The following is a 19,410-nucleotide window of genomic DNA, read 5'->3' on the forward strand; positions in this document are numbered from 1 at the left end:
TCTTTCTTTAGGCGACAGGCGGACGCAATGCCGATTTGGGGCGGAAAGTCTTGCTCACCGCCGGATTGGTTTCCATATACGGGCCGCCAATCAGGTCGATGCAATAGGGGACGGCCGCGAAGATGCCGCCGACGACCGTGTTGCCGGCGTCGTCCTTCAGTCCCTCGAGGGTTTCCTTGATCGACTTCGGCTGGCCTGGCAGATTCATGATCAGGGCCGCGTGATCCGCGGTTTCGCGAATGACCGCGGTCTGGCGCGACAGGATCGCGGTCGGCACGAAGCGCAGGCTGATCTGGCGCATCTGCTCGCCGAAGCCGGGCATTTCCTTGGTGGCGACGGCCAGCGTGGCCTCGGGCGTGACGTCGCGCCGCGCCGGACCGGTGCCGCCGGTGGTCAGTACCAGGTGGCAGCGTGCGCTATCGACCAGCTCGACCAGGGTCGCTTCGATATTGGCGCGCTCGTCCGGGATCAATCGCGTCTCGACGCGAAATGGCGTCGTGATCGCTCCCGCCAGCCACTCGTTCAGCGCCGGGATGCCCTTGTCTTCGTAGACGCCACCGCTGGCGCGGTCGGAGACCGAGACCAGGCCAATCACGAACATGTCGTCACTCTTCGTCGGCGTCGTCATCGTTGCCTTCTTCATCGGCGTCGGCGTCGGCTTTCTTCTTCTTGCCCAGGTCCTTCAGGATCTGGAAAATTTCGCGGTAGGCCTTCGGCGGCTTGGACTCGGCCACTTCCTTGCGCGCGTTGCGGATCAGGGTGCGCAGGTGCTGGACGTCGAGTTCGGGATTCTCTTCGAGCAGGACGGTCAGCGCCTTGTCGTCGGCCAGCAGCTTCTCGCGGCGGCGCTCGAGCGCGTGCAGCGACGCCGTCTCGGCTTTCGAGGCGCCTTTCCAGCTGTCGATGGTGCGCTGGATGATGGCGACTTCTTCCTCGTCCAGGGTGCGCATCTTCTTGCCCACGAACTGCATGGCGCGGCGGCGGCCTTCGTGGTTGGTGATGGTCTGGGTTTCGAGAATGATATCGCGAATGTCTTCCGGCATCGGCACGCGCTTGACACGGTCGCGCGGTGCCTCGACGAGCTGTTCGCCGAGCTTTTGCAACTCATTCGACTGGCGCTTGAGTTCCGACTTGGAAGGACGGTCGTATTCGGGTTCGAACTCGTTCGACTGGAAGCCGACGGAGCCGCGATTTGGATTAGGCATGATATGAATGGATTTGATTGGCGCGGGGCCGATCAGTGAAAACTGTAAACGGCTGCTATGATAACTGTTTTAGGGCCTGCCACGAAAAACACCTATGAACGACAACGCTTTTACCCACACCCAGGATCAGCTCAAACAGCTGGCGCGCGACGTACTGGCGTTCGCCCGCGAGCAGGGCGCGACCGACGCCTCGGTCGAGATCAGCGAAGGGAGCGGGTTGTCGGTTTCTGTGCGTAAAGGCAACATCGAGACGATCGAGCAAAACAAGGACAAGGGCCTGGGCGTTACCGTCTACGTTGGACAGCGCCGCGGCAATGCAAGCACCTCCGATTTTTCGACCGGCTCGCTCAAGGCAACCGTGGAGGCGGCCGCCAATATCGCCCGCTTCACCGCCGAGGACGACTGCGCCGGCCTGCCCGATGCCGATCTCCTCGAGCTCGCGCCGCGTGACCTGCGCCTGTTCTACCCATGGCAGATCAGCACCGAAGAAGCGGTGGAGCTGGCCAAGCGCTGCGAAAACGCCGCCTTCGAGGTCGACAAGCGCATCACCAACAGCGAAGGCGCCAGCGTCTACGTCCAGCAATCGCATTTCGTCGGCGCCAACTCGCGCGGCTTCATCGGCGGCTACCCGTTCTCGCGCCACACGATCTCGGTGGCGCCGATTGCCGGCAAGGGCAATCAAATGCAGCGCGACGACTGGTACACCTCGTCGCGTAATCCCAAGGAACTGGCCAAGCCGGAGAAAGTGGGCCGCTACGCCGCCGAGCGCGCGCTGGCGCGCCTGAATGCGCGCAAGCTCAATACCCGCACCTGCCCGGTGCTGTTCGAAGCGCCGCTGGCCGCGGGCCTGCTGGGCGCCTTCGTGCAAGCCGTGTCGGGCGGCGCCCTGTACCGCAAGTCGACCTTCCTGCTCGACACCCTGGGCAAGCAGGTCTTCCCGTCGCACATCCAGATCGTCGAAGACCCGCACCTGGTCGGCGCGGTCGGCTCGGCGCCGTTCGACGAAGAGGGCGTCAAGACCGTGCGCCGCAAGGTGATCGCCGATGGCGTGCTGCAGGGGTACTTCCTGTCGTCGTACTCGGCGCGCAAGCTGGGCATGAAAACCACCGGCAATGCCGGCGGCTCGCACAATCTCGAGATCGTCTCCAAGGACACCCGTCGCAGCGACGATTTCGAAGGCATGCTGCGTAAACTCGGCACCGGCCTCTTGGTCACCGAACTGATGGGCCAGGGCGTCAACTACGTGACCGGTGACTATTCGCGCGGCGCGTCGGGCTACTGGGTCGAGAACGGCGTCATCCAGTATCCGGTCGAAGAGATCACCATCGCCGGCAATATGCGTGAGATGTTCCAGCAAATCGTTGCCGTCGGTAACGATACCCTCGTACGCGGCAACAAGACCACCGGCTCGATCCTGATCGAGAAGATGGTCGTGGCCGGTAACTGAAAGAGGAGCGCGCCATGGGCCGATTCGTCCGCATCGACAAGGAAAGCAGCCCCAAGACGGTGCTGCTCAATCTCGACCTGGTGGCCACTGTCGAGCTGGCCCCGCAATCCGACCTGCTCAGTTCGGCCGGCGCTGACAGTCGCAAGGTATATGCCACTTTCCTGGCATCCGATAAAACCGCGATCGCGACCCTGCATTTCGACAGCATCGCGGATGCGAATACGTGGGTCAAGACCCATCTGGGCGTCGAGCTCTAAGGTCCGCCCGCAACTGGATTGTTGATCGATAGTGAATTAACAATCCGGTTTCAGTATCTTTATCGCTGCAGCGTGTGCCGGCAAGATGAGCCGGTCTTCCACCACGCGCAAGGAACAGCGATGCAAACAATCGATCAGGAAACCAGTCCGCCCACGGCGCGCGAGCGCCTGCTGCTGCCGCAACTGGACGCCTTCTACCGGCGCGCCGAACCCGCCCTTTACGCCCTGCTGCGCTTTGCCTTCGGCATCGTCATGTTCACCCACGGCTTGCCCAAGGCGCTGGGTATCCCGCACGGTTCCATGGCCGATCCGATGGCCGGCTCGACCCGGCTGATCCAGGACGTGATGGGTTTGCCGTTCGCGCCGCAACTGGCTTTCCTTGTCATGCTGCTCGAGACGGGCGGCGCGCTGATGCTGGCGCTGGGATTGTGGGCGAGGCCCGTCGCGCTCCTGATCGCCCTGCAGATGGTCGGCATCTGCTATGCGCTCGGCCCCACCTGGCCATGGATCGACCGTGGCATCGAGTTTCCCTTCCTGATGGGCTTCCTGGCGCTGTACATCGCGGTGCGCGGCAGCGGGCGCTTCGCGCTGGATCGGCGCTTCGGCGTGGCGATCTGAACCCGGTGCGCCCATAAAAAACGCCCCGGCATGCGGGGCATCGTCGCGACAGCGGGGTGTGCTTACTTGATCGCGCGGATCGCGTTCAGCACCGGCTGCAGCACCGCGGCGCCCAGGCGCGCGCTGCGTGCGCCGTCCCAGCCGACTTGCGGATCCGGGTCGTTGGCGTTGTCCTTGAACGGCAGTTCCAGCGTGAGCGACAGGCAGCCGAAGGCGTGGGTGATGTGCGGCGAACCCATGGTCAGGGTCTCTTCGGTGTACGGAGTGGCGCCGTAGCCGTGCACGTCCTGGAAGTCAGGGCTGGCGATCTTGAAGTCGGCGATGAAGCGGTCTTGCGCTTCGCCCTGTTCCTTGGTGAAGTTCGGCAGCGATTCGCTGCCGGCCACGAACACGTAGGGCAGGCCTTCGTCGCCGTGCACGTCCAGGCACAGGTCGACACCGGTTTCATGCATCTTCTGCAGCACCAGGAACACCTCGGGGCTGCGTTCCATGCTCGGCTTGAGCCATTCGCGGTTGAGGTTGGCGCCGGCCGCATTGGTGCGCAGGTTGCCGCGCACCGAACCGTCCGGGTTCATGTTCGGCACCACGTAGAACACCGATTCCTTCAGCAACTGACGGCCGAACGGGTGGGCCGGATCCAGCAGCGCGTCGAGCATGCCCTCGACGAACCATTCGGCCATCGTCTCGCCCGGGTGCTGGCGCGCGATCACCCACACCTTCTTTTTACCTTCGGCCGGCTCGCCGATCACCAGCATGTTCAGGTCGCGGCCGTCGACGGTCGAGCCCAGGTCGAGCATGCGCACGTTCTCGGCCATCTGGGCGCGGTCCAGCAACTCCAGGTGGCGTTCCCACGAATACGGCTCGAAATAGGCGTAGTAGACGCTGTCCATGCCCGGGGTGTGCTCGATGGTGAGCACCTGGCCATCAAACGAGGTCGGCACGCGGAACCAGTTCACGCGGTCGTAGCTCGCCATCGCCTGGTAGCCTTCCCAGCCGGCCGTATAAGCGGCGTTGCCGGCGTTGAGCAGGCGGATGGAGCAGGCTTCGCCCTGCGCGCCCTGCAGGCGGAAGTAGAACCACTGGATGATGTCGGCGTGCGAGTCCTTGCGGATGTTCAGGTCGATGGCGTTGGCGCTGGTGGCGTTCACGACCTCGATGGCGCCAGCGTCGAATTGGCTGCTGATCTTGATAGACATGGTGTTGTCCTGTGTTGGGAAGGTACGTTGAAGCATCGATGATACTCGTTTTCGGCACACGCTCGCTAGGCGGGCCTGGCGCCGGGCAGGGCGGCGAAATGGCGCTGCAGGGCGTCCAGCGCAACCTTTACCTTGGCCGGATCACCGTCGCGCCGCGGCGTCATGGCCGCGACTGGCAGCGCGGCCAGTTGCCAGTGCGGGAGCACGCGCACCAGCACGCCGCGTTCCAGCGCGGGATGGACATCGGCGTGGCCCAGCAGCGCGAGGCCCATGCCCTGTTCGCACATCTGCTGCAGCGAAAGCTGGTTGTTGCTGACGATGCGCACGCCGACGCGCATGTGCTCGCGCTGCTCCCCCTGCCGCAGGTCGATCTCCATGGACGGCACGCCGTCGTCGCCTTTGGGCTCGATCGCCTGGCGCATCGACCCCAGCCAGTGATGGTCCTGCAGCGCCTGCGGCGTGTCCGGCATGCCGTGGCGTTCGATATAGGCTGGCGCCGCGCACACGATGACGTCGAACCGGCACAGGCGGCGGGCGATCCAGCCCGAATCGGGCAGGCGGCCGGCGCGGATGGCGATGTCGATGCGGGCGTCGATCAGGTCGATCATGGCGTCGTCGACCAGTAGCCGCAGGCGCAATTGCGGCCAGGCGGCCAGTACCGGCGCCAGGGCCGGCGCGATGTGCAGGCCGAAGCCGACCGGCGCCGCCACTCGCAGCTCGCCGCTCGGCGCGTCGCGCGCGTGCAGCAGCGCGTCGCCGGCCGCGTTGGCCGCTTCGAGCAGGTGCAGGCAATGCGGATAGCAGCGCGCGCCCGCCTCGGTCAGGGTCAGCTTGCGTGTCGAGCGGTGCAGCAGCGTCACACCGGCCTGCTGCTCGAGCGCGCGGATGGTCTGGCTGACGGCGGACGGGCTCATGCCCAGCCGGCGCGCGGCGGCGCTCATCGAGCCGCTCGACACTGTTTCGGCGAATACGGCATAGGTTTTCAGGTCGTTCATCTATTAGCCTGGCTTCAAGGTGATAGTGCTTGCAGCCATCTTATCGCCTTATCGTGAAGCCGGTATCGTAGGCGGATCGATCACATCATTGGAGTCACGCATGAACATCGCCCTGATTGGCGCCACCGGCTTCGTCGGCGCCGCCGTCCTGTCCACCCTCCTGCAACGCGGTCACCGGGTCACCGCGCTGGTGCGCGATCCGTCGAAGCTGGCGCCGCAGCCCGGTCTGACCGCGGCGGTGGCCGACGCCTATGACGCCGGTGCGATCGCGGCCGCCGTGCGGGGTCACGACGCCGTCGTCTCGGCCTTCAATCCGGGCTGGAACGATCCTGCCCTGTACGACAACTTCATGCGCGGCAGCGCGGCCATCGAGCGTGGCGTTGAACTCGGCGGCGTGCGGCGCCTGCTGGTGGTCGGCGGCGCAGGCAGCCTGTTCGTGGCGCCCGGCGTGCAGCTGGTCGACACGCCGGCATTCCTCGATCACGTGCCTCCCAATATCGTGCCGGGCGCGCAGGCAGCACGCGACGCGCTGAACACGCTGCGCGCCAACACCACGCTGGACTGGACCTTCCTCAGCCCGCCCGCGATGCTGGGGCAGGAGGAGGGACAGGGGCAGCCGACCGGCGGCTACCGTGTCGGCGGCGAAGACTTGCTGATGGACGGCGACAAGCCGGCCGGCATCGCGGTCGCCGACCTGGCGCTCGCGATCGCCGACGAGATCGAACAGCCGCGCCATCTGCGCGCGCGCTTCACCGTCGCCAGCGCGGCGTAATCAATCGCGCAGGCCGCCGAAGCGGCCGTGATAGGCGGCGTCGGCTTCCGGCGTCGCCGCGTCTTCCTTGCGCAGCATGGCCAGCACGTGCTCTTCGGCGCGCGCGTGGCATAGGCGGTAGATCTCCCGCGCCAGCGCATAGGCGTCGGTTCCAGGCCACGGCTGCGGCAGCAGGGCGAGCGGCAGCATCGGGTCATGCAGCTGCACCCGCCGATAGGCATGGATCAGCAGGGTGCGGATTGCAAACGCATCCTCGGGCTTCACGTCGCCCTGGCCCAGCATGTCGGGCAGCGGCGCGAAGCGCTCGATGAAGCCGCGATAGGCATCCACCACCGCGTCGAGATTCCAGCAGTCTCCCACCAGCTCGGGCAGCGGGCGCGTGTCCATGCCGGGCAGCTCGTCGACCTGGCACACGAACACCTTGTCGGTGGCGTCCGCGCGCGCCAGGATCTCGCGCAGCGTGTCGCGCTCGGGCGCCGGATGCGCCATCACCCCCGTCGCCAGCATCGCGAAACCCTCCCACTCGAGTTCCTTGCGCAGCAGGGTGCGCAGCTCGCTGTCGATGCTGCCGCTCTTGCCATGCGGCGCCAGCACGAAGGTCCAGCGCCCGTCCCAGTCCAGGCCCGGCGCCGAATAGATGCGGCGGTTGGCGCGCTCGAAGCGGGGCAGCGCCTTCGGCTCGATCGCATAGCGGCTGCGCCGGCCTTCGCGGCTGGCCGTCAGCCAGCCTTCCTGCACCAGGCGGAACACGCTGGTGCGCACCAGCCGGTCGCCGACCCCGAGCGGGCCTACCAGCTCGATCATGCTGCCCAGCCAGAAGGCGCCGCCGTGCGGGGCGATCGTGTCGCCGCACACCGTCACCACCAGCGACTTGTGGCGCGGCGGATCGAGGGCCAGGTTGTGGGCGATCCACTCAGTGCTGGAGAGTCGTTTCATCATTGCGGTCAATTTTTCTTGCTGCGATATGATTCAAAATTATTGTGTACATCAAGTTTTTTGTATCGTATTATGATTTGGACGGGTTTGCAATTGTAGAGAACCACGGGGGAAGCTATGTACGCACAAATGGTGGAGACCGGCCTCAAGAAAGTCCGCACAGAACAGGACATGAGCGCCGAAGAGCAGGCGTTCCAGGCGCGCATCGACGCCGGGATCAAGATCGAACCGAAGGACTGGATGCCGGAAGCGTACCGCAAGACGCTGATCCGCCAGATTTCGCAGCACGCGCATTCCGAGATCGTCGGCCAGCTCCCGGAAGGTAACTGGGTAACGCGTGCGCCGACCCTGCAGCGCAAGTCGGTCCTGCTGGCCAAGATCCAGGACGAGGCCGGCCACGGCCTGTACCTGTACAGCGCCGCCGAAACGCTGGGCGTCTCGCGCGACGAGCTGCTGGCCGCCCTGCATGCCGGTAAAGCCAAGTATTCGAGCATTTTCAACTATCCCACCTTGAGCTGGGCCGACATGGGTGCGATCGGCTGGCTGGTGGACGGCTCGGCCATCATCAACCAGATCCCGCTGTGCCGCTGCTCGTACGGTCCGTATGCGCGCGCCATGGTTCGCGTCTGCAAGGAAGAATCCTTCCACGCGCGCCAGGGCTACGACATCATGATGGCGCTGGCCAAGGGCACGCCGGAGCAGAAGGCGATGGCTCAGGATGCGCTCAACCGCTGGTGGTGGCCTTCCTTGATGATGTTCGGCCCGTCGGATGCCGAATCGGTCAACAGCGCGCAATCGACGGCCTGGCGCATCAAGCTGTTCTCGAACGACGAGCTGCGCCAGCGCATGGTCGACCAGACCGTGCCGCAAGCCGAATACCTGGGCCTGACGGTGCCCGATCCCGACCTCAAGTGGAACGCCGAACGCGGCTCCTACGATTTCGGCGAAATCGACTGGTCCGAGTTCTACAACGTCCTGAAGGGCAACGGCCCCTGCAACCGCGAGCGCCTGCGCACGCGCGTCAAAGCCTGGGACGACGGCGAATGGTTCCGCGACGCCCTGGTCGCCCACGCCGACAAGCAAGCCGCCAAAAAAGCCGCAGCGTAGGGTTGGCGGCTCCGCCGCCGACGCGTTCAACCTACGTTCGAGCTACCTGTACGCATCACGGAGACACATCATGAGCAAAGAATGGCCCCTGTGGGAAGTCTTCATCCGCAGCCAGCACGGCCTCGCCCACAAGCACGTCGGCAGCCTGCACGCGCCTGACGCCGAGATGGCGGTCAACAACGCGCGCGACGTCTACACCCGCCGCAACGAAGGCGTCTCGATCTGGGTCGTGCGCGCCGCCGACATCGTCGCCAGCAGCCCGCTCGATAAGGAATCGCTGTTCGAGCCGGCCAACAGCAAGGTCTACCGCCACCCGACCTTCTTCCCGATGCCGGAAGAAGTCAAGAACCTGTGAGCCTGCAGATGGACGCCAAATTCCAGTACCTGCTGCGCCAGGGCGACAACGCCCTGATCCTGTCCCAGCAGCTGTGCCAGCTGGTCGGCAAGGGCCCCGCGCTCGAAGAAGACATGGCCCTGTCCAACGTCGCCCTCGACCTCCTAGGCCAGACCCGCATGTGGCTGAGCTACGCCGGCGAGCTCGAAGGCAAGGGCCGCGACGAAGACCGCCTGGCCTTCCTGCGCGACGCCATTGAGTACCGCAGCTGCCTGCTGGTCGAGCAGCCCAACGGCAGCTACGCCGACACACTGATGCGCCAATTCCTGTTCGACACCTGGCACTACTTCCTGATGGATGGCCTGACCCGATCCAGCGACGAGCGCATCCGAGAGATCGCCGCCAAGTCGATCAAGGAAGTGACCTATCACCTGCGCCGCAGCGGCGACCTGGTGGTGCGCCTGGGCGACGGCACCGACAAGAGCCGCGCCATGATGCAGACCGCGCTCGACGAACTGTGGATGTACAGCGGCGAGATGTTCCTCTACGACGAGATCGACAATGCGATGGTGGAGCAGGGAATCGCTCCGCCTGTCGATGCGATTCGCACGCAATGCCTCGACCACATGGCCGAGGTCTTCGCCGACGCCACCCTGGCGATGCCGTCGCCCGAGGCCTGGATGCAGCGCGGCGGCAAGCAGGGCCGCCACAGCGAACGCCTCGGTTTCATCCTGGCCGAGATGCAGTTCCTGCAGCGCGCCTATCCGGGAGCGGCCTGGTAATGACCGCCCTCGACGTCACCGTTGAACAGGTCTGGGACTGGCTCGGTGAGGTCGCCGATCCGGAGATCCCGGTCATCTCGGTGGTCGACCTGGGCATCGTGCGCGCCGTGCGCCTGGAGGGCGAGACATGCGTGGTCACGATCACGCCGACGTATTCAGGATGCCCGGCGATGCAGGTGATCTCGGAATCGGTCAGCGCAGCCCTGCGCGCGCATGGCATCGAGGATGTCCGCATCGAGAGCCGCCTGTCGCCGGCCTGGACCACCGACTGGATGAGCGCTGCCGGCAAGGCTGCCCTGAAAGGTTATGGCATCGCGCCGCCGGTGCAGCAGGCGATCGACATCAGCGGCCTGCACGCCGGCATCCGCCGCCGTGCCGCGCCCGACGTCGCCTGCCCGCATTGCGGCTCGCCCCATACCCAACTGACCAGCGAATTCGGCTCGACCCCGTGCAAGGCGCTGTACAAGTGCCTCGACTGCCGCGAGCCGTTCGACTACTTCAAATGCCACTGAGGCTAGCATGAGCAAGTTCCATCCATTGACCGTATCGAAGGTGAAGCACGAGACGCGCGACGCCATCGCCGTCACCTTCGACGTTCCGCCCGAGCTGAAAGACACCTTCGCCTATCGCCAGGGCCAGTACCTGACCCTGCGCGCCACCATCGATGGCGAAGAGGTGCGCCGCTCGTACTCGATCTGCTCGGCCGTGCAGGACGCGCAGCTGCGGGTGGCGATCAAGCGCTGCAGCGGCGGCCTGTTCTCGGGCTGGGCCAACGACAGCCTGCAGCCCGGCGCCACGCTGGACGTGATGCCGCCCAGCGGCAACTTCAACGTGCCGCTCGACGCAGCCAGCAGCCGCCACTACCTGGCGTTCGCCGCCGGCAGCGGCATCACGCCGATCCTGTCGCTCGTCAAGACCACGCTGCAGGCCGAACCCGAGAGCCGCTTCACCATCGTCTACGGCAACCGCGCCTCGTCGAGCGTGATCTTCCGCGACGAGCTGACCGACCTGAAGGACCAGTACATGGGGCGCCTCCGCCTGGTGTACGTGATGAGCCGCGAGCAGCAGGACATCGAACTGTTCAACGGCCGCATCACCGAAGACAAGTGCAGCCAGTTCCTGCGCCACTGGATCGATATCAGGGACATCGACGTCGCCTTCATCTGCGGCCCGGAAGACATGATGCACGGCGTCTCGCGCGCGCTGCAGGAAGCCGGCCTGCCGAAGGAGCAGATCCGGATCGAACTGTTCGCCGCGAGCGCGCCGACGCGTGAGCGCAAGCCGCGTTCGGCCGAATCGGCAGCACGAAACCTGACTGAAGTGACCGTGATCATGGACGGCAACGCCGCCAGCTTCACAATGGACAAGGACAAGGAATCGCTACTGGACGCCGGCCTGCGCGCCGGGCTCGACATGCGTTACTCGTGCAAGGGCGGCGTGTGCTCGACCTGCCGCTGCAAGGTGCTCGACGGCGAGGTCGAGATGGACGTGAACTACGCGCTCGAGGATTACGAAGTGGCGCGCGGGTTTGTGTTGAGCTGTCAGAGCTTCCCGGTCACCGACAAGGTTATCGTCGATTTCGATATCCACGAATAAGCGAATCGATCGATTAGCCCGCAGTCCAAAGACCGTCGTTCCCGCGAAGGCGGGAACCTAAGTCCGCTGCTACGCCACGAAAGTCAACTTAGGTTCCCGCCTTCGCGGGAACGACGTGCAAGAGATAGCGACAAAAAATGGAGACAACAATGACCTACGAATCCATACAATTCAAGATCGAAAACGGCATCGCGCTCCTGACCCTGAGCCGCCCTGACCGCCTGAACAGCTTCACCCAGGCCATGCACCTCGAAGTGCGCGACGCCCTCGACAAGCTGCAGGCTGACAGATCGGTGCGGGTACTGGTGCTGACCGGCGCCGGCCGCGGCTTCTGCGCTGGCCAGGACCTGTCCGACCGCGCCGTCGATCCCGGCGCCCCGAGCGTCGACCTGGGCGCATCGGTCGAAAAATTCTACGCCCCGCTGGTGCTCACCCTGAAGAACCTGCCGATGCCGGTCATCTGCGCCGTCAATGGCGTGGCCGCCGGCGCCGGCGCCAACCTGGCGCTGGCCTGCGACATCGTGCTGGCCGCCAAATCGGCCAGCTTCATCGAGGCCTTCAGCAAACTGGGCCTGATCCCCGACACCGGCGGCACCTGGCACCTGCCGCGCCTGATCGGTCACGCGCGCGCCATGGGGCTGGCCATGCTGGGCGAAAAACTCAGCGCCGAGAAAGCCGAGGAATGGGGCCTGATCTGGCGCTGCGTGCCCGACGAAGCCCTGATGGATGAAGCCATGGCGATGGCCGAGCACTTCGCCGCCGCGCCGACCAAGGGACTGGCCTTCACCAAGAAAGCCTTCCAGGCCAGCCAGGCCAACTCGCTCGAAGACCAGCTGCAGCTGGAGGCCGGCATGATGCGCGAACTCGGCTACAGCCACGATTACCGCGAAGGCGTGGCTGCCTTCATGGCCAAGCGCACACCGCATTTCAAGGGAGAGTGAGCATGCACGCCATCCCTCCAGGCAGCACGGTCGCCGTCATCGGCAGCGGCGCCATGGGCGCCGGCATCGCGCAAGTCGCGGCCACCGCCGGCCACCAGGTCATGCTGTTCGATACCCGCCCGGACGCCGCCGACAAGGCCATCGCCGGCATCGGCAAGACCTATGCGAAGCTGGTCGAGAAGGGCCGCATGGGCGCGGTCGAATCCGACCTGGCGCGCGAACGCCTCAAGCGCATCGCGTCATTGCACGAAGCCGCCGGCGCCGTCCTCGTGATCGAGGCCATCGTCGAGAACCTGGACGCCAAGCGCGCCCTGTTCGCCGAGCTGGAAGGCATCGTCGGCCAGCACTGCATCCTGGCCACCAATACCTCGTCGATCTCGGTCACGGCCATCGGCGCGCAACTGCGGCACCCGGAACGCCTGGTCGGCATGCACTTCTTTAACCCGGTGCCGCTAATGGCGCTGGTCGAAGTGGTCGAAGGCCTGGCCACCGGCCGCGAGGTCGCGAACGTCGTCCACGCCACCGCCGAAAGCTGGGGCAAGAGCCCGGTGCATGCCAAGTCGACGCCCGGCTTCATCGTCAACCGCGTGGCCCGGCCGTATTACGCCGAAGCCCTGCGCCTGCTGCTGGAACAGGCCGCCGACGTGGCGACGCTTGACGCCGTGATGCGCGACTGCGGTGGTTTCCGCATGGGGCCTTTCGAGCTGATGGACCTGATCGGCCACGACGTCAACTTCTCGGTCACCAACTCGGTGTTCGCCGCCTATTACAACGACCCGCGCTTCACGCCCTCGATCCTGCAGCAAGAACTCGTCAGCGCCGGCTTCCTGGGCCGCAAGACGGGACGCGGCTTCTACCGCTACGGCGACGACGTCGCCAACCCGGCGCCGCAATCCGAAGCGCCAAGCCAGAAACCGTCTGCGCTGCGCCATGCCGGCGGCCTCGGTGCGGTCGATGCGCTCGCCGAACGCCTGCGTGGCGCCGGCTTCGACCCGGTCGCCATCGAGGCCGCGCCTGGCCTCTATTGCGAAGGCGCCGCCATCTACCTCACCGATGGCCGCAGCGCCACCGACCGCGCCGAGGCGGACGGCCATCGCGATACGATCCTGTTCGACCTGCTGCTCGACTCCGCGGGCGCCACCCGCATCGCGCTGGCGCGCGCCGACCAGTGCGGCGACGCCGCCTGGCAGGCCGCGGTCGGCTTGTTCCAGGCCGCCGGCTTTGCCGTCACGCGCCTGGATGACGTGCCCGGCATGGCCGTGATGCGCACCGTGGCGATGCTGGCCAATGAAGCCGCCGACGCCGTCAACCAGGGCGTGTGCAGCGCCCGCGCCGTCGACATCGCGATGCAAAAGGGCGTCAACTATCCACGCGGCCCGCTGGCCTGGGCCGATAGCATGGGCTTGCGCCAGGTCGTCACCGTGCTGGCCAACCTGGCCGCCACCTATGGCGAAGACCGCTACCGCGTGTCGCCGCTGCTGCGCCGCAAGCTGGCGTTTGATCCGCAGGGAGCGCGTTTCCATGCACGTTGATCCACAACGGCTGGCCGAACTGGCCGGCCGCACGATGTACGAACGCGATCCGGCCAGCCAGGGCCTGGGCATGCAGCTGCTCGAGATCCGCCCCGGCTATGCGCGCATGTCGATGAAGGTGAGGGGCGACATGCTCAACGGCCACGCCAGCTGCCACGGCGGCTACATCTTCATGCTGGCCGACAGCGCCTTCGCCTTCGCCTGCAACTCGCACAACTTCAATACCGTCGGCGCCGGCTGCACCATCGATTACCTCGCGCCGGGCCGTCCTGGCGACGTGCTGGTGGCCGAGGCGGTGGAGCAGGCGCTGCAGGGCAAGACCGGCGTCTACGACGTCGCCGTGACGGACCAGGACGGGCGCACGATCGCGCTGTTCCGCGGAAAGTCGCACCGCGTCGCCGGTACCCTGGTGCCGATGGACGCGTGAATCGCTACTAGAAAGGAGATCGAGATGGTCCAACGTATTCCCGCCGATGGCGAGCTGGAACCGATCGAACGCGCCAGCCGCGACGAGCTGCAGGCGCTTCAGCTGCAGCGCCTGCAATGGACGCTCAAGCACGCCTATGAGAACGTGCCGCACTACCGCGCCGCATTCGACGAAGCAGGGGTACACCCGAGCGACCTGAAGACGCTGGCCGACCTGGCGAAATTCCCGTTCACCGAGAAAAAGACGCTGCGCGACAACTACCCGTTCGGCCTGTTCGCCGTGCCGCGCGAAGAGGTGGTGCGCGTGCACGCGTCGTCCGGCACCACCGGCAAGCCGACCGTGGTCGGCTACACACAAAACGATATCGACACCTGGGCCAACGTCGTGGCGCGCTCGATCCGCGCTGCGGGCGGGCGCCGCGGCAACCTGGTGCACATCTCCTACGGCTATGGCCTGTTCACCGGCGGCCTGGGCGCCCACTATGGCGCCGAACGCCTGGGCTGCACCGTGATCCCGATGTCGGGCGGCCAGACCGAGAAGCAGGTGCAGCTGATCTGCGACTTCAAGCCATCGATCATCATGGTCACGCCCTCGTACATGCTCAATATCATCGAGGAGTTCGCGCGCCAGGGCATCGATCCTGCAAGCTCGTCGCTGAAGGTCGGCATCTTCGGCGCCGAGCCGTGGACCGACGCGATGCGGCGCGAGATCGAGACGCGCGCCGGCATCGACGCGGTCGACATCTACGGCCTGTCCGAAGTGATGGGGCCGGGCGTGGCCAGCGAATGCATCGAGAGCAAGGACGGCCCCGTGATCTGGGAAGACCATTTTTATCCCGAGATCATCGACCCCGACACCGGCGAAGTGCTGCCGGACGGCGAAGAAGGCGAACTGGTATTCACCTCGCTCACCAAGGAAGCGCTGCCGATCATCCGCTACCGCACGCGCGACCTGACCCGTTTGCTGCCGCCGACCTCGCGCGCGATGCGCCGCATGGGCCGCATCACGGGCCGCTCGGACGATATGCTGATCATCCGCGGCGTGAACGTGTTCCCGAGCCAGATCGAGGAATTGATCCTCAAGATGCCGGCGCTGGCGCCGCAGTACCAGCTGGTGGTGGCGCGCGACGGCCACCTCGACACGCTCGAAGTGCTGGGTGAATTGCGTGACACCTCGTTACCGCCAGACAGCGTGGATGCGCTGTGCCGCGACCTCCAGCACTGCATCAAGACCTATGTCGGCGTGACCACCCGCGTGACCCTGCTGCCGCCGCAAGGCATCGAGCGTACGCTCACCGGCAAGGCCCGGCGCGTGGTCGACCGTCGCCCAAGATAATGACAAACGCAATAACTGGAGATTTTCATGATCGACGCCTTCATCGTTGACGCCGTCCGCACCCCCTTCGGCCGCTACGGCGGCGCCTTGTCCAGCATCCGCGCCGACGATCTTGCCGCGCTGCCGATCGCGGCGCTGATGGCCCGCAACGAGAACGTCGACTGGACGGCGGTCGACGACCTGTTCTACGGCTGCGCCAACCAGGCCGGCGAAGACAACCGCAACGTCGGCCGCATGGCCGCGCTGCTGGCCGGCCTGCCGCAAGACGTGCCGGCCAACACCATCAATCGCCTGTGCGGCTCGGGCATGGATGCCGTGGGCACCGCCGCGCGCGCTATCAAGGCCGGCGAAGCGCAACTCGTGATCGCCGGTGGTGTCGAAAGCATGACCCGCGCGCCGTTCGTGATGGGCAAGGCCGACAGCGCGTTCTCGCGCGCGGCGAAGATCGAAGATACGACCCTGGGCTGGCGCTTCGTCAATCCGGCGATGAAGGCAAAGTACGGCATCGACTCGATGCCCGAAACCGCCGAGAACGTGGCGCGCGAGTTCGGCATCGCCCGCGCCGACCAGGATGCCTTCGCGCTGCGCAGCCAGCAGCGCTGGGCGCGCGCGAACGAAGGGGGATTCTTCAAGGACGAGATCGTGCCGGTGACCGTTCATGGCAAGAAAGGTGAGTCTCGTGTAGTGGATACCGACGAGCAGCCGCGCCCGGACACCAGCATCGAGGCCTTGACCAAGTTGAAAGGCGTGGTCACGCCGGATGGCTCGGTCAGCGCCGGCAACGCCTCGAGCCTGAACGACGGCGCCTGTGCGCTATTGCTGGCGTCCGGCGAAGCCGCCGCCCGCTTCGGCTTGAGCCCGCGCGCACGCGTGGTCGGCATGGCCACCGTCGGCCTGGCGCCGCGCATCATGGGCTACGGCCCGGCGCCGGCCGTGAAGAAGCTGCTGGCCCAGACCGGCCTCACGCTCGAGCAGATGGACGTGATCGAGTTGAACGAAGCCTTCGCCGCCCAGGGCCTGGCCGTCACGCGCGACCTCGGCCTGGCGGACGACGACGCCCGCGTCAACCCGAACGGCGGCGCGATCGCCATCGGCCACCCGCTGGGCGCTTCTGGCGCGCGCCTGGTGATGACGGGGGTGAACCAGTTGCACCGCACGGGAGGGCGTTACGCCTTGTGCACGATGTGCATCGGCGTCGGCCAGGGCATCGCCCTGATCGTGGAACGGGTCTAATCGATGGTAAAGGTCTACGAGATCGACGGCGTGCGGCCGGTCGTGCATCCGACCGCCTACGTGCACCCGTCGGCGGTGCTGATTGGCGATGTGATCGTCGGCCCGCGGTGCTATATCGGCCCCTGCGCCAGCCTGCGCGGCGATTTCGGCCGCCTGGTCCTGGAAGAGGGCGCCAACCTGCAGGACACCTGCGTGATGCACGGCTTCCCGGGCGAAGATACCGTGGTCGAAGTCGACGGCCACATCGGCCACGGCGCCGTGCTGCATGGCTGCCGCGTCAAGCGCAACGCCATGGTCGGCATGAATGCCGTCGTGATGGACAAGGCGGTGGTCGGTGAGGAATCGATCGTGGCCGCGATGAGTTTCGTGAAGGCGGGCATGGTGATCCCGCCACGCTCGATGGTGATGGGCGCGCCGGCCAAGGTGATGCGTGAACTCACCGATGAAGACGTGCGATGGAAAAGCTTCGGCACCCGCCAGTACCAGGAACTGGCCGTGCGCTCGCTGCACACCATGCGTGAGGTCGAGGCGGATACCGAAATGGAGCCGGACCGGCAACGCATCGCATTCGACGCCGACGGCATGCACAAGCCGAAAGCCTGAAGAGACAAACGAGGAGACAGAACATGGGTGACATCCCGACACTACAAAGCCTGATCGCCGGCCGCTGGCACGGCCAGGAAGCGCACACCGCGCTGCACAGCGCCCTCGACAACGCGCTGATCTATCACACGCATCTTGAACCAATCGATTTCGACGAAGCCTTGAGCTTCGCCCGCAAGACCGGCATCAAGAGCTTGATGAGCCAGGACTTCCAGAAGCGCGCGCAATGCCTGAAGGCGCTGGCGCTGTACCTCATGGAGCGCAAGGAAGAACTGTACGAGATCTCGCACCTGACCGGCGCCACGCGCCAGGACAGCTGGGTCGACGTCGAGGGCGGCATCGGCACCCTGTTCGCGTACGCCAGCATGGGCTCGCGCGAGTTGCCGTCGTCGAACGTGCTGCACGAAGGCCCGGCCATGGCGCTGGGCAAGCGCGGCGGCTTCGCCGGCACCCACATCCTGGTGCCGCGCGGCGGCGTGGCGGTGCACATCAACGCCTTCAACTTCCCGATCTGGGGCCTGCTCGAGAAATTCGCGCCGAGCTTCCTGGCGGCCATGCCCTGCATCGCCAAGCCGGCCACCGCCACCAGTTACCTGACCCATGCCGTGGTCAGGATGATGACGGAGTCGAACCTGCTGCCGGCTGGCGCGCTGCAGCTCGTGATCGGCAGCACCGGCGACCTGCTCGATCGCCTGGGTGGTTTCGATGCCGTCACCTTCACCGGCTCGGCCGACACCGCCGCCAAGCTGCGTTCGAACCAGCACCTGATCCGCGCATCGGTGCCGTTCACGGCCGAAGCCGACTCGCTCAACTGCGCGATCCTGGCGCCGGACGTCACGCCCGACGATCCGGAGTTCGACCTGTTCGTGAAGGAAGTGGCGCGCGAGATGACCGGCAAGGCCGGCCAGAAGTGCACCGCGATCCGCCGCGTGATCGTGCCGGAAACGCTGGTCGATGCGGTCGGCGAACGCCTGCGCGAACGCCTGGCCAAGACCACGGTCGGTAATCCGAAAGTGGAGGGTGTGCGCATGGGCGCGCTGGCCTCGATGGACCAGCACCGCGACGTGAGCGAGCGGGTCGAGCTGCTCGCGCGCGGCAACGAGGTCCTGTTCAGTGCGCGCGACGGCTTCAATCCGGTCGGCGACAATGTCGCCAGCGGCGCCTTCTTCTCGCCCACCTTGCTGCTGTGCCGTAATGCGATGGACAGCGACGCCGTGCACGACGTGGAAGCCTTCGGCCCGGTCAGCACCCTGATGACCTACCGCGACATCGACGAGGCATTGGAACTGGCCGCGCGCGGCAAGGGCAGCCTGGTGACGACGCTCGCCACCAAAGACCCGTCGATCGCCGCCTACGCCGTGCCGGTGGCGGCGGCCTCGCATGGCCGCGTGCTGATCCTGGACCGCGAAGCAGCCGTGGACAGCACCGGCCACGGCTCGCCGCTGCCGCAACTGAAACACGGCGGCCCGGGCCGTGCCGGTGGCGGTGAAGAGCTGGGCGGCATCCGCGCCGTCAAGCACTTCCTGCAGCGTGCCGCGGTGCAGGGTTCGCCGACCATGCTCGGCGCCGTCACGGGCGAATACGTGCGCGGCGGCGCCGTCAAGGAAAGCGAGATCCACCCGTTCCGCCGCTACTTCGAAGACCTGGAGATGGGCCATTCGCTGCTGACCCACCGCCGTACGGTGAGCGAAGCCGACATCGTCAATTTCGGCGGCGTCTCGGGCGACTACTTCTACATGCACTTCGACGAGATCGCAGCGAAGGACACGCAGTTCGGCCAGCGCATCGCGCACGGCTACTTCGTGCTGTCGGCGGCGGCCGGCCTGTTCGTGTCACCGGCGCCGGGGCCGGTGCTGGCCAACTACGGCCTGGACAACCTGCGCTTCGTGGCGCCGGTGGCGATCGGCGACACCATCCGCGCGCGCCTGACCTGCAAGCGCAAGGTCGACCGCAACCGCGCGGACGAGCAGGGCAGGGGGCAGGGCGTGGTGGCGTGGGACGTGCAGGTGACGAACCAGCGCGACGAGCTGGTGGCGAGCTATGACATCCTGACGCTGGTGTTGAAGCGAGATTAGTTCTCGCCCTGCAACAGGG

21 protein-coding genes are annotated in these 19,410 nt (G+C 66.0%); 16 read left to right on the forward strand and 5 right to left on the reverse strand.

Annotated elements, in window-relative coordinates:
- Positions 1–7: 7 nt before the first annotated feature.
- Complete coding sequence (mog, locus tag AC3A6F_RS14405) at positions 8–628, reverse strand: molybdopterin adenylyltransferase (RefSeq protein ID WP_487681816.1); 621 nt, start codon at positions 626–628, stop codon at positions 8–10.
- Positions 606–1,205 (reverse strand): ribosome biogenesis factor YjgA, encoded by a 600-nt coding sequence (yjgA, locus tag AC3A6F_RS14410; protein WP_487681818.1) that lies wholly within the window; start codon positions 1,203–1,205, stop codon positions 606–608. Before yjgA ends, mog begins: the two co-directional genes overlap by 23 nt.
- A 94-nt stretch (positions 1,206–1,299) precedes the next feature.
- Here yjgA and pmbA point away from each other — a divergent pair, with 94 nt between their 5' ends.
- The 3 genes from pmbA (at position 1,300) to AC3A6F_RS14425 (ending at position 3,527) form a co-directional block, all read left to right on the forward strand.
- Positions 1,300–2,652, forward strand: a complete 1,353-nt coding sequence (gene pmbA, locus AC3A6F_RS14415; protein ID WP_123068822.1) for a metalloprotease PmbA — start codon at positions 1,300–1,302, stop codon at positions 2,650–2,652.
- A gap of 14 nt (positions 2,653–2,666) precedes the next feature.
- Positions 2,667–2,909: a hypothetical protein gene (locus AC3A6F_RS14420; RefSeq protein ID WP_487681820.1), complete on the forward strand. Its 243-nt coding sequence runs from the start codon at positions 2,667–2,669 to the stop codon at positions 2,907–2,909.
- Between the two features lie 120 nt (positions 2,910–3,029).
- Positions 3,030–3,527: a DoxX family protein gene (locus AC3A6F_RS14425; RefSeq protein ID WP_487681822.1), complete on the forward strand. Its 498-nt coding sequence runs from the start codon at positions 3,030–3,032 to the stop codon at positions 3,525–3,527.
- A 62-nt stretch (positions 3,528–3,589) separates the two neighbouring features.
- On the opposite strand, the gene AC3A6F_RS14430 is transcribed toward AC3A6F_RS14425, so the two are convergent.
- Positions 3,590–4,723: a M14 family metallopeptidase gene (locus tag AC3A6F_RS14430; RefSeq protein ID WP_487681824.1), complete on the reverse strand. Its 1,134-nt coding sequence runs from the start codon at positions 4,721–4,723 to the stop codon at positions 3,590–3,592.
- Positions 4,724–4,788: 65 nt separating this feature from the next.
- On the reverse strand, positions 4,789–5,718 hold the full coding sequence (locus tag AC3A6F_RS14435; RefSeq protein ID WP_487681826.1) for a LysR family transcriptional regulator: 930 nt from the start codon (positions 5,716–5,718) through the stop codon (positions 4,789–4,791).
- 100 nt (positions 5,719–5,818) lie between these two features.
- Here AC3A6F_RS14435 and AC3A6F_RS14440 point away from each other — a divergent pair, with 100 nt between their 5' ends.
- Complete coding sequence (locus tag AC3A6F_RS14440) at positions 5,819–6,490, forward strand: NAD(P)-dependent oxidoreductase (RefSeq protein WP_487681828.1); 672 nt, start codon at positions 5,819–5,821, stop codon at positions 6,488–6,490.
- Here the strand turns inward: AC3A6F_RS14440 and paaX are convergent, their stop codons facing one another.
- On the reverse strand, positions 6,491–7,429 hold the full coding sequence (gene paaX, locus AC3A6F_RS14445) for a phenylacetic acid degradation operon negative regulatory protein PaaX (protein WP_487681831.1): 939 nt from the start codon (positions 7,427–7,429) through the stop codon (positions 6,491–6,493). It abuts the gene before it with no gap.
- A 114-nt stretch (positions 7,430–7,543) separates the two neighbouring features.
- Between paaX and paaA the strand changes: the two genes are divergently transcribed.
- From paaA to paaZ, 12 genes are all read left to right on the forward strand, one after another.
- Complete coding sequence (paaA, locus tag AC3A6F_RS14450; protein WP_320474046.1) at positions 7,544–8,533, forward strand: 1,2-phenylacetyl-CoA epoxidase subunit PaaA; 990 nt, start codon at positions 7,544–7,546, stop codon at positions 8,531–8,533.
- Positions 8,534–8,603: 70 nt separating this feature from the next.
- Complete coding sequence (gene paaB, locus AC3A6F_RS14455) at positions 8,604–8,888, forward strand: 1,2-phenylacetyl-CoA epoxidase subunit PaaB (RefSeq protein ID WP_487681834.1); 285 nt, start codon at positions 8,604–8,606, stop codon at positions 8,886–8,888.
- Positions 8,889–8,896: 8 nt separating this feature from the next.
- A complete protein-coding gene (paaC, locus tag AC3A6F_RS14460; protein ID WP_487681836.1) occupies positions 8,897–9,649 on the forward strand; it encodes a 1,2-phenylacetyl-CoA epoxidase subunit PaaC in 753 nt (250 codons plus the stop codon).
- On the forward strand, positions 9,649–10,161 hold the full coding sequence (paaD, locus tag AC3A6F_RS14465) for a 1,2-phenylacetyl-CoA epoxidase subunit PaaD (RefSeq protein ID WP_487681838.1): 513 nt from the start codon (positions 9,649–9,651) through the stop codon (positions 10,159–10,161). Before paaC ends, paaD begins: the two co-directional genes overlap by 1 nt.
- A gap of 7 nt (positions 10,162–10,168) precedes the next feature.
- On the forward strand, positions 10,169–11,245 hold the full coding sequence (paaE, locus tag AC3A6F_RS14470; RefSeq protein ID WP_487681840.1) for a 1,2-phenylacetyl-CoA epoxidase subunit PaaE: 1,077 nt from the start codon (positions 10,169–10,171) through the stop codon (positions 11,243–11,245).
- Between the two features lie 149 nt (positions 11,246–11,394).
- Positions 11,395–12,186 (forward strand): 2-(1,2-epoxy-1,2-dihydrophenyl)acetyl-CoA isomerase PaaG, encoded by a 792-nt coding sequence (gene paaG, locus AC3A6F_RS14475; RefSeq protein WP_487681843.1) that lies wholly within the window; start codon positions 11,395–11,397, stop codon positions 12,184–12,186.
- A 2-nt stretch (positions 12,187–12,188) separates the two neighbouring features.
- Positions 12,189–13,718, forward strand: coding sequence for a 3-hydroxyacyl-CoA dehydrogenase PaaH (gene paaH, locus AC3A6F_RS14480; protein WP_487681845.1), 1,530 nt, complete (start codon positions 12,189–12,191; stop codon positions 13,716–13,718).
- Complete coding sequence (gene paaI, locus AC3A6F_RS14485; RefSeq protein ID WP_487681847.1) at positions 13,708–14,145, forward strand: hydroxyphenylacetyl-CoA thioesterase PaaI; 438 nt, start codon at positions 13,708–13,710, stop codon at positions 14,143–14,145. The genes paaH and paaI overlap by 11 nt, the downstream gene beginning before the upstream one ends.
- Before the next feature lie 24 nt (positions 14,146–14,169).
- The gene (gene paaK / locus AC3A6F_RS14490) at positions 14,170–15,480 is read left to right on the forward strand and encodes a phenylacetate--CoA ligase PaaK (protein ID WP_487681849.1); all 1,311 of its coding nucleotides are present in this window, start codon (positions 14,170–14,172) and stop codon (positions 15,478–15,480) included.
- Positions 15,481–15,507: 27 nt separating this feature from the next.
- Positions 15,508–16,713, forward strand: a complete 1,206-nt coding sequence (pcaF, locus tag AC3A6F_RS14495) for a 3-oxoadipyl-CoA thiolase (RefSeq protein ID WP_487681851.1) — start codon at positions 15,508–15,510, stop codon at positions 16,711–16,713.
- A gap of 3 nt (positions 16,714–16,716) precedes the next feature.
- Positions 16,717–17,316: a phenylacetic acid degradation protein PaaY gene (paaY, locus tag AC3A6F_RS14500; RefSeq protein WP_487681853.1), complete on the forward strand. Its 600-nt coding sequence runs from the start codon at positions 16,717–16,719 to the stop codon at positions 17,314–17,316.
- Between the two features lie 23 nt (positions 17,317–17,339).
- A complete protein-coding gene (paaZ, locus tag AC3A6F_RS14505) occupies positions 17,340–19,391 on the forward strand; it encodes a phenylacetic acid degradation bifunctional protein PaaZ (RefSeq protein WP_487681855.1) in 2,052 nt (683 codons plus the stop codon).
- Positions 19,392–19,410 lie beyond the last annotated feature (19 nt).

The sequence above is a fragment of the Massilia sp. Soil_C_3 genome (assembly GCF_057657035.1).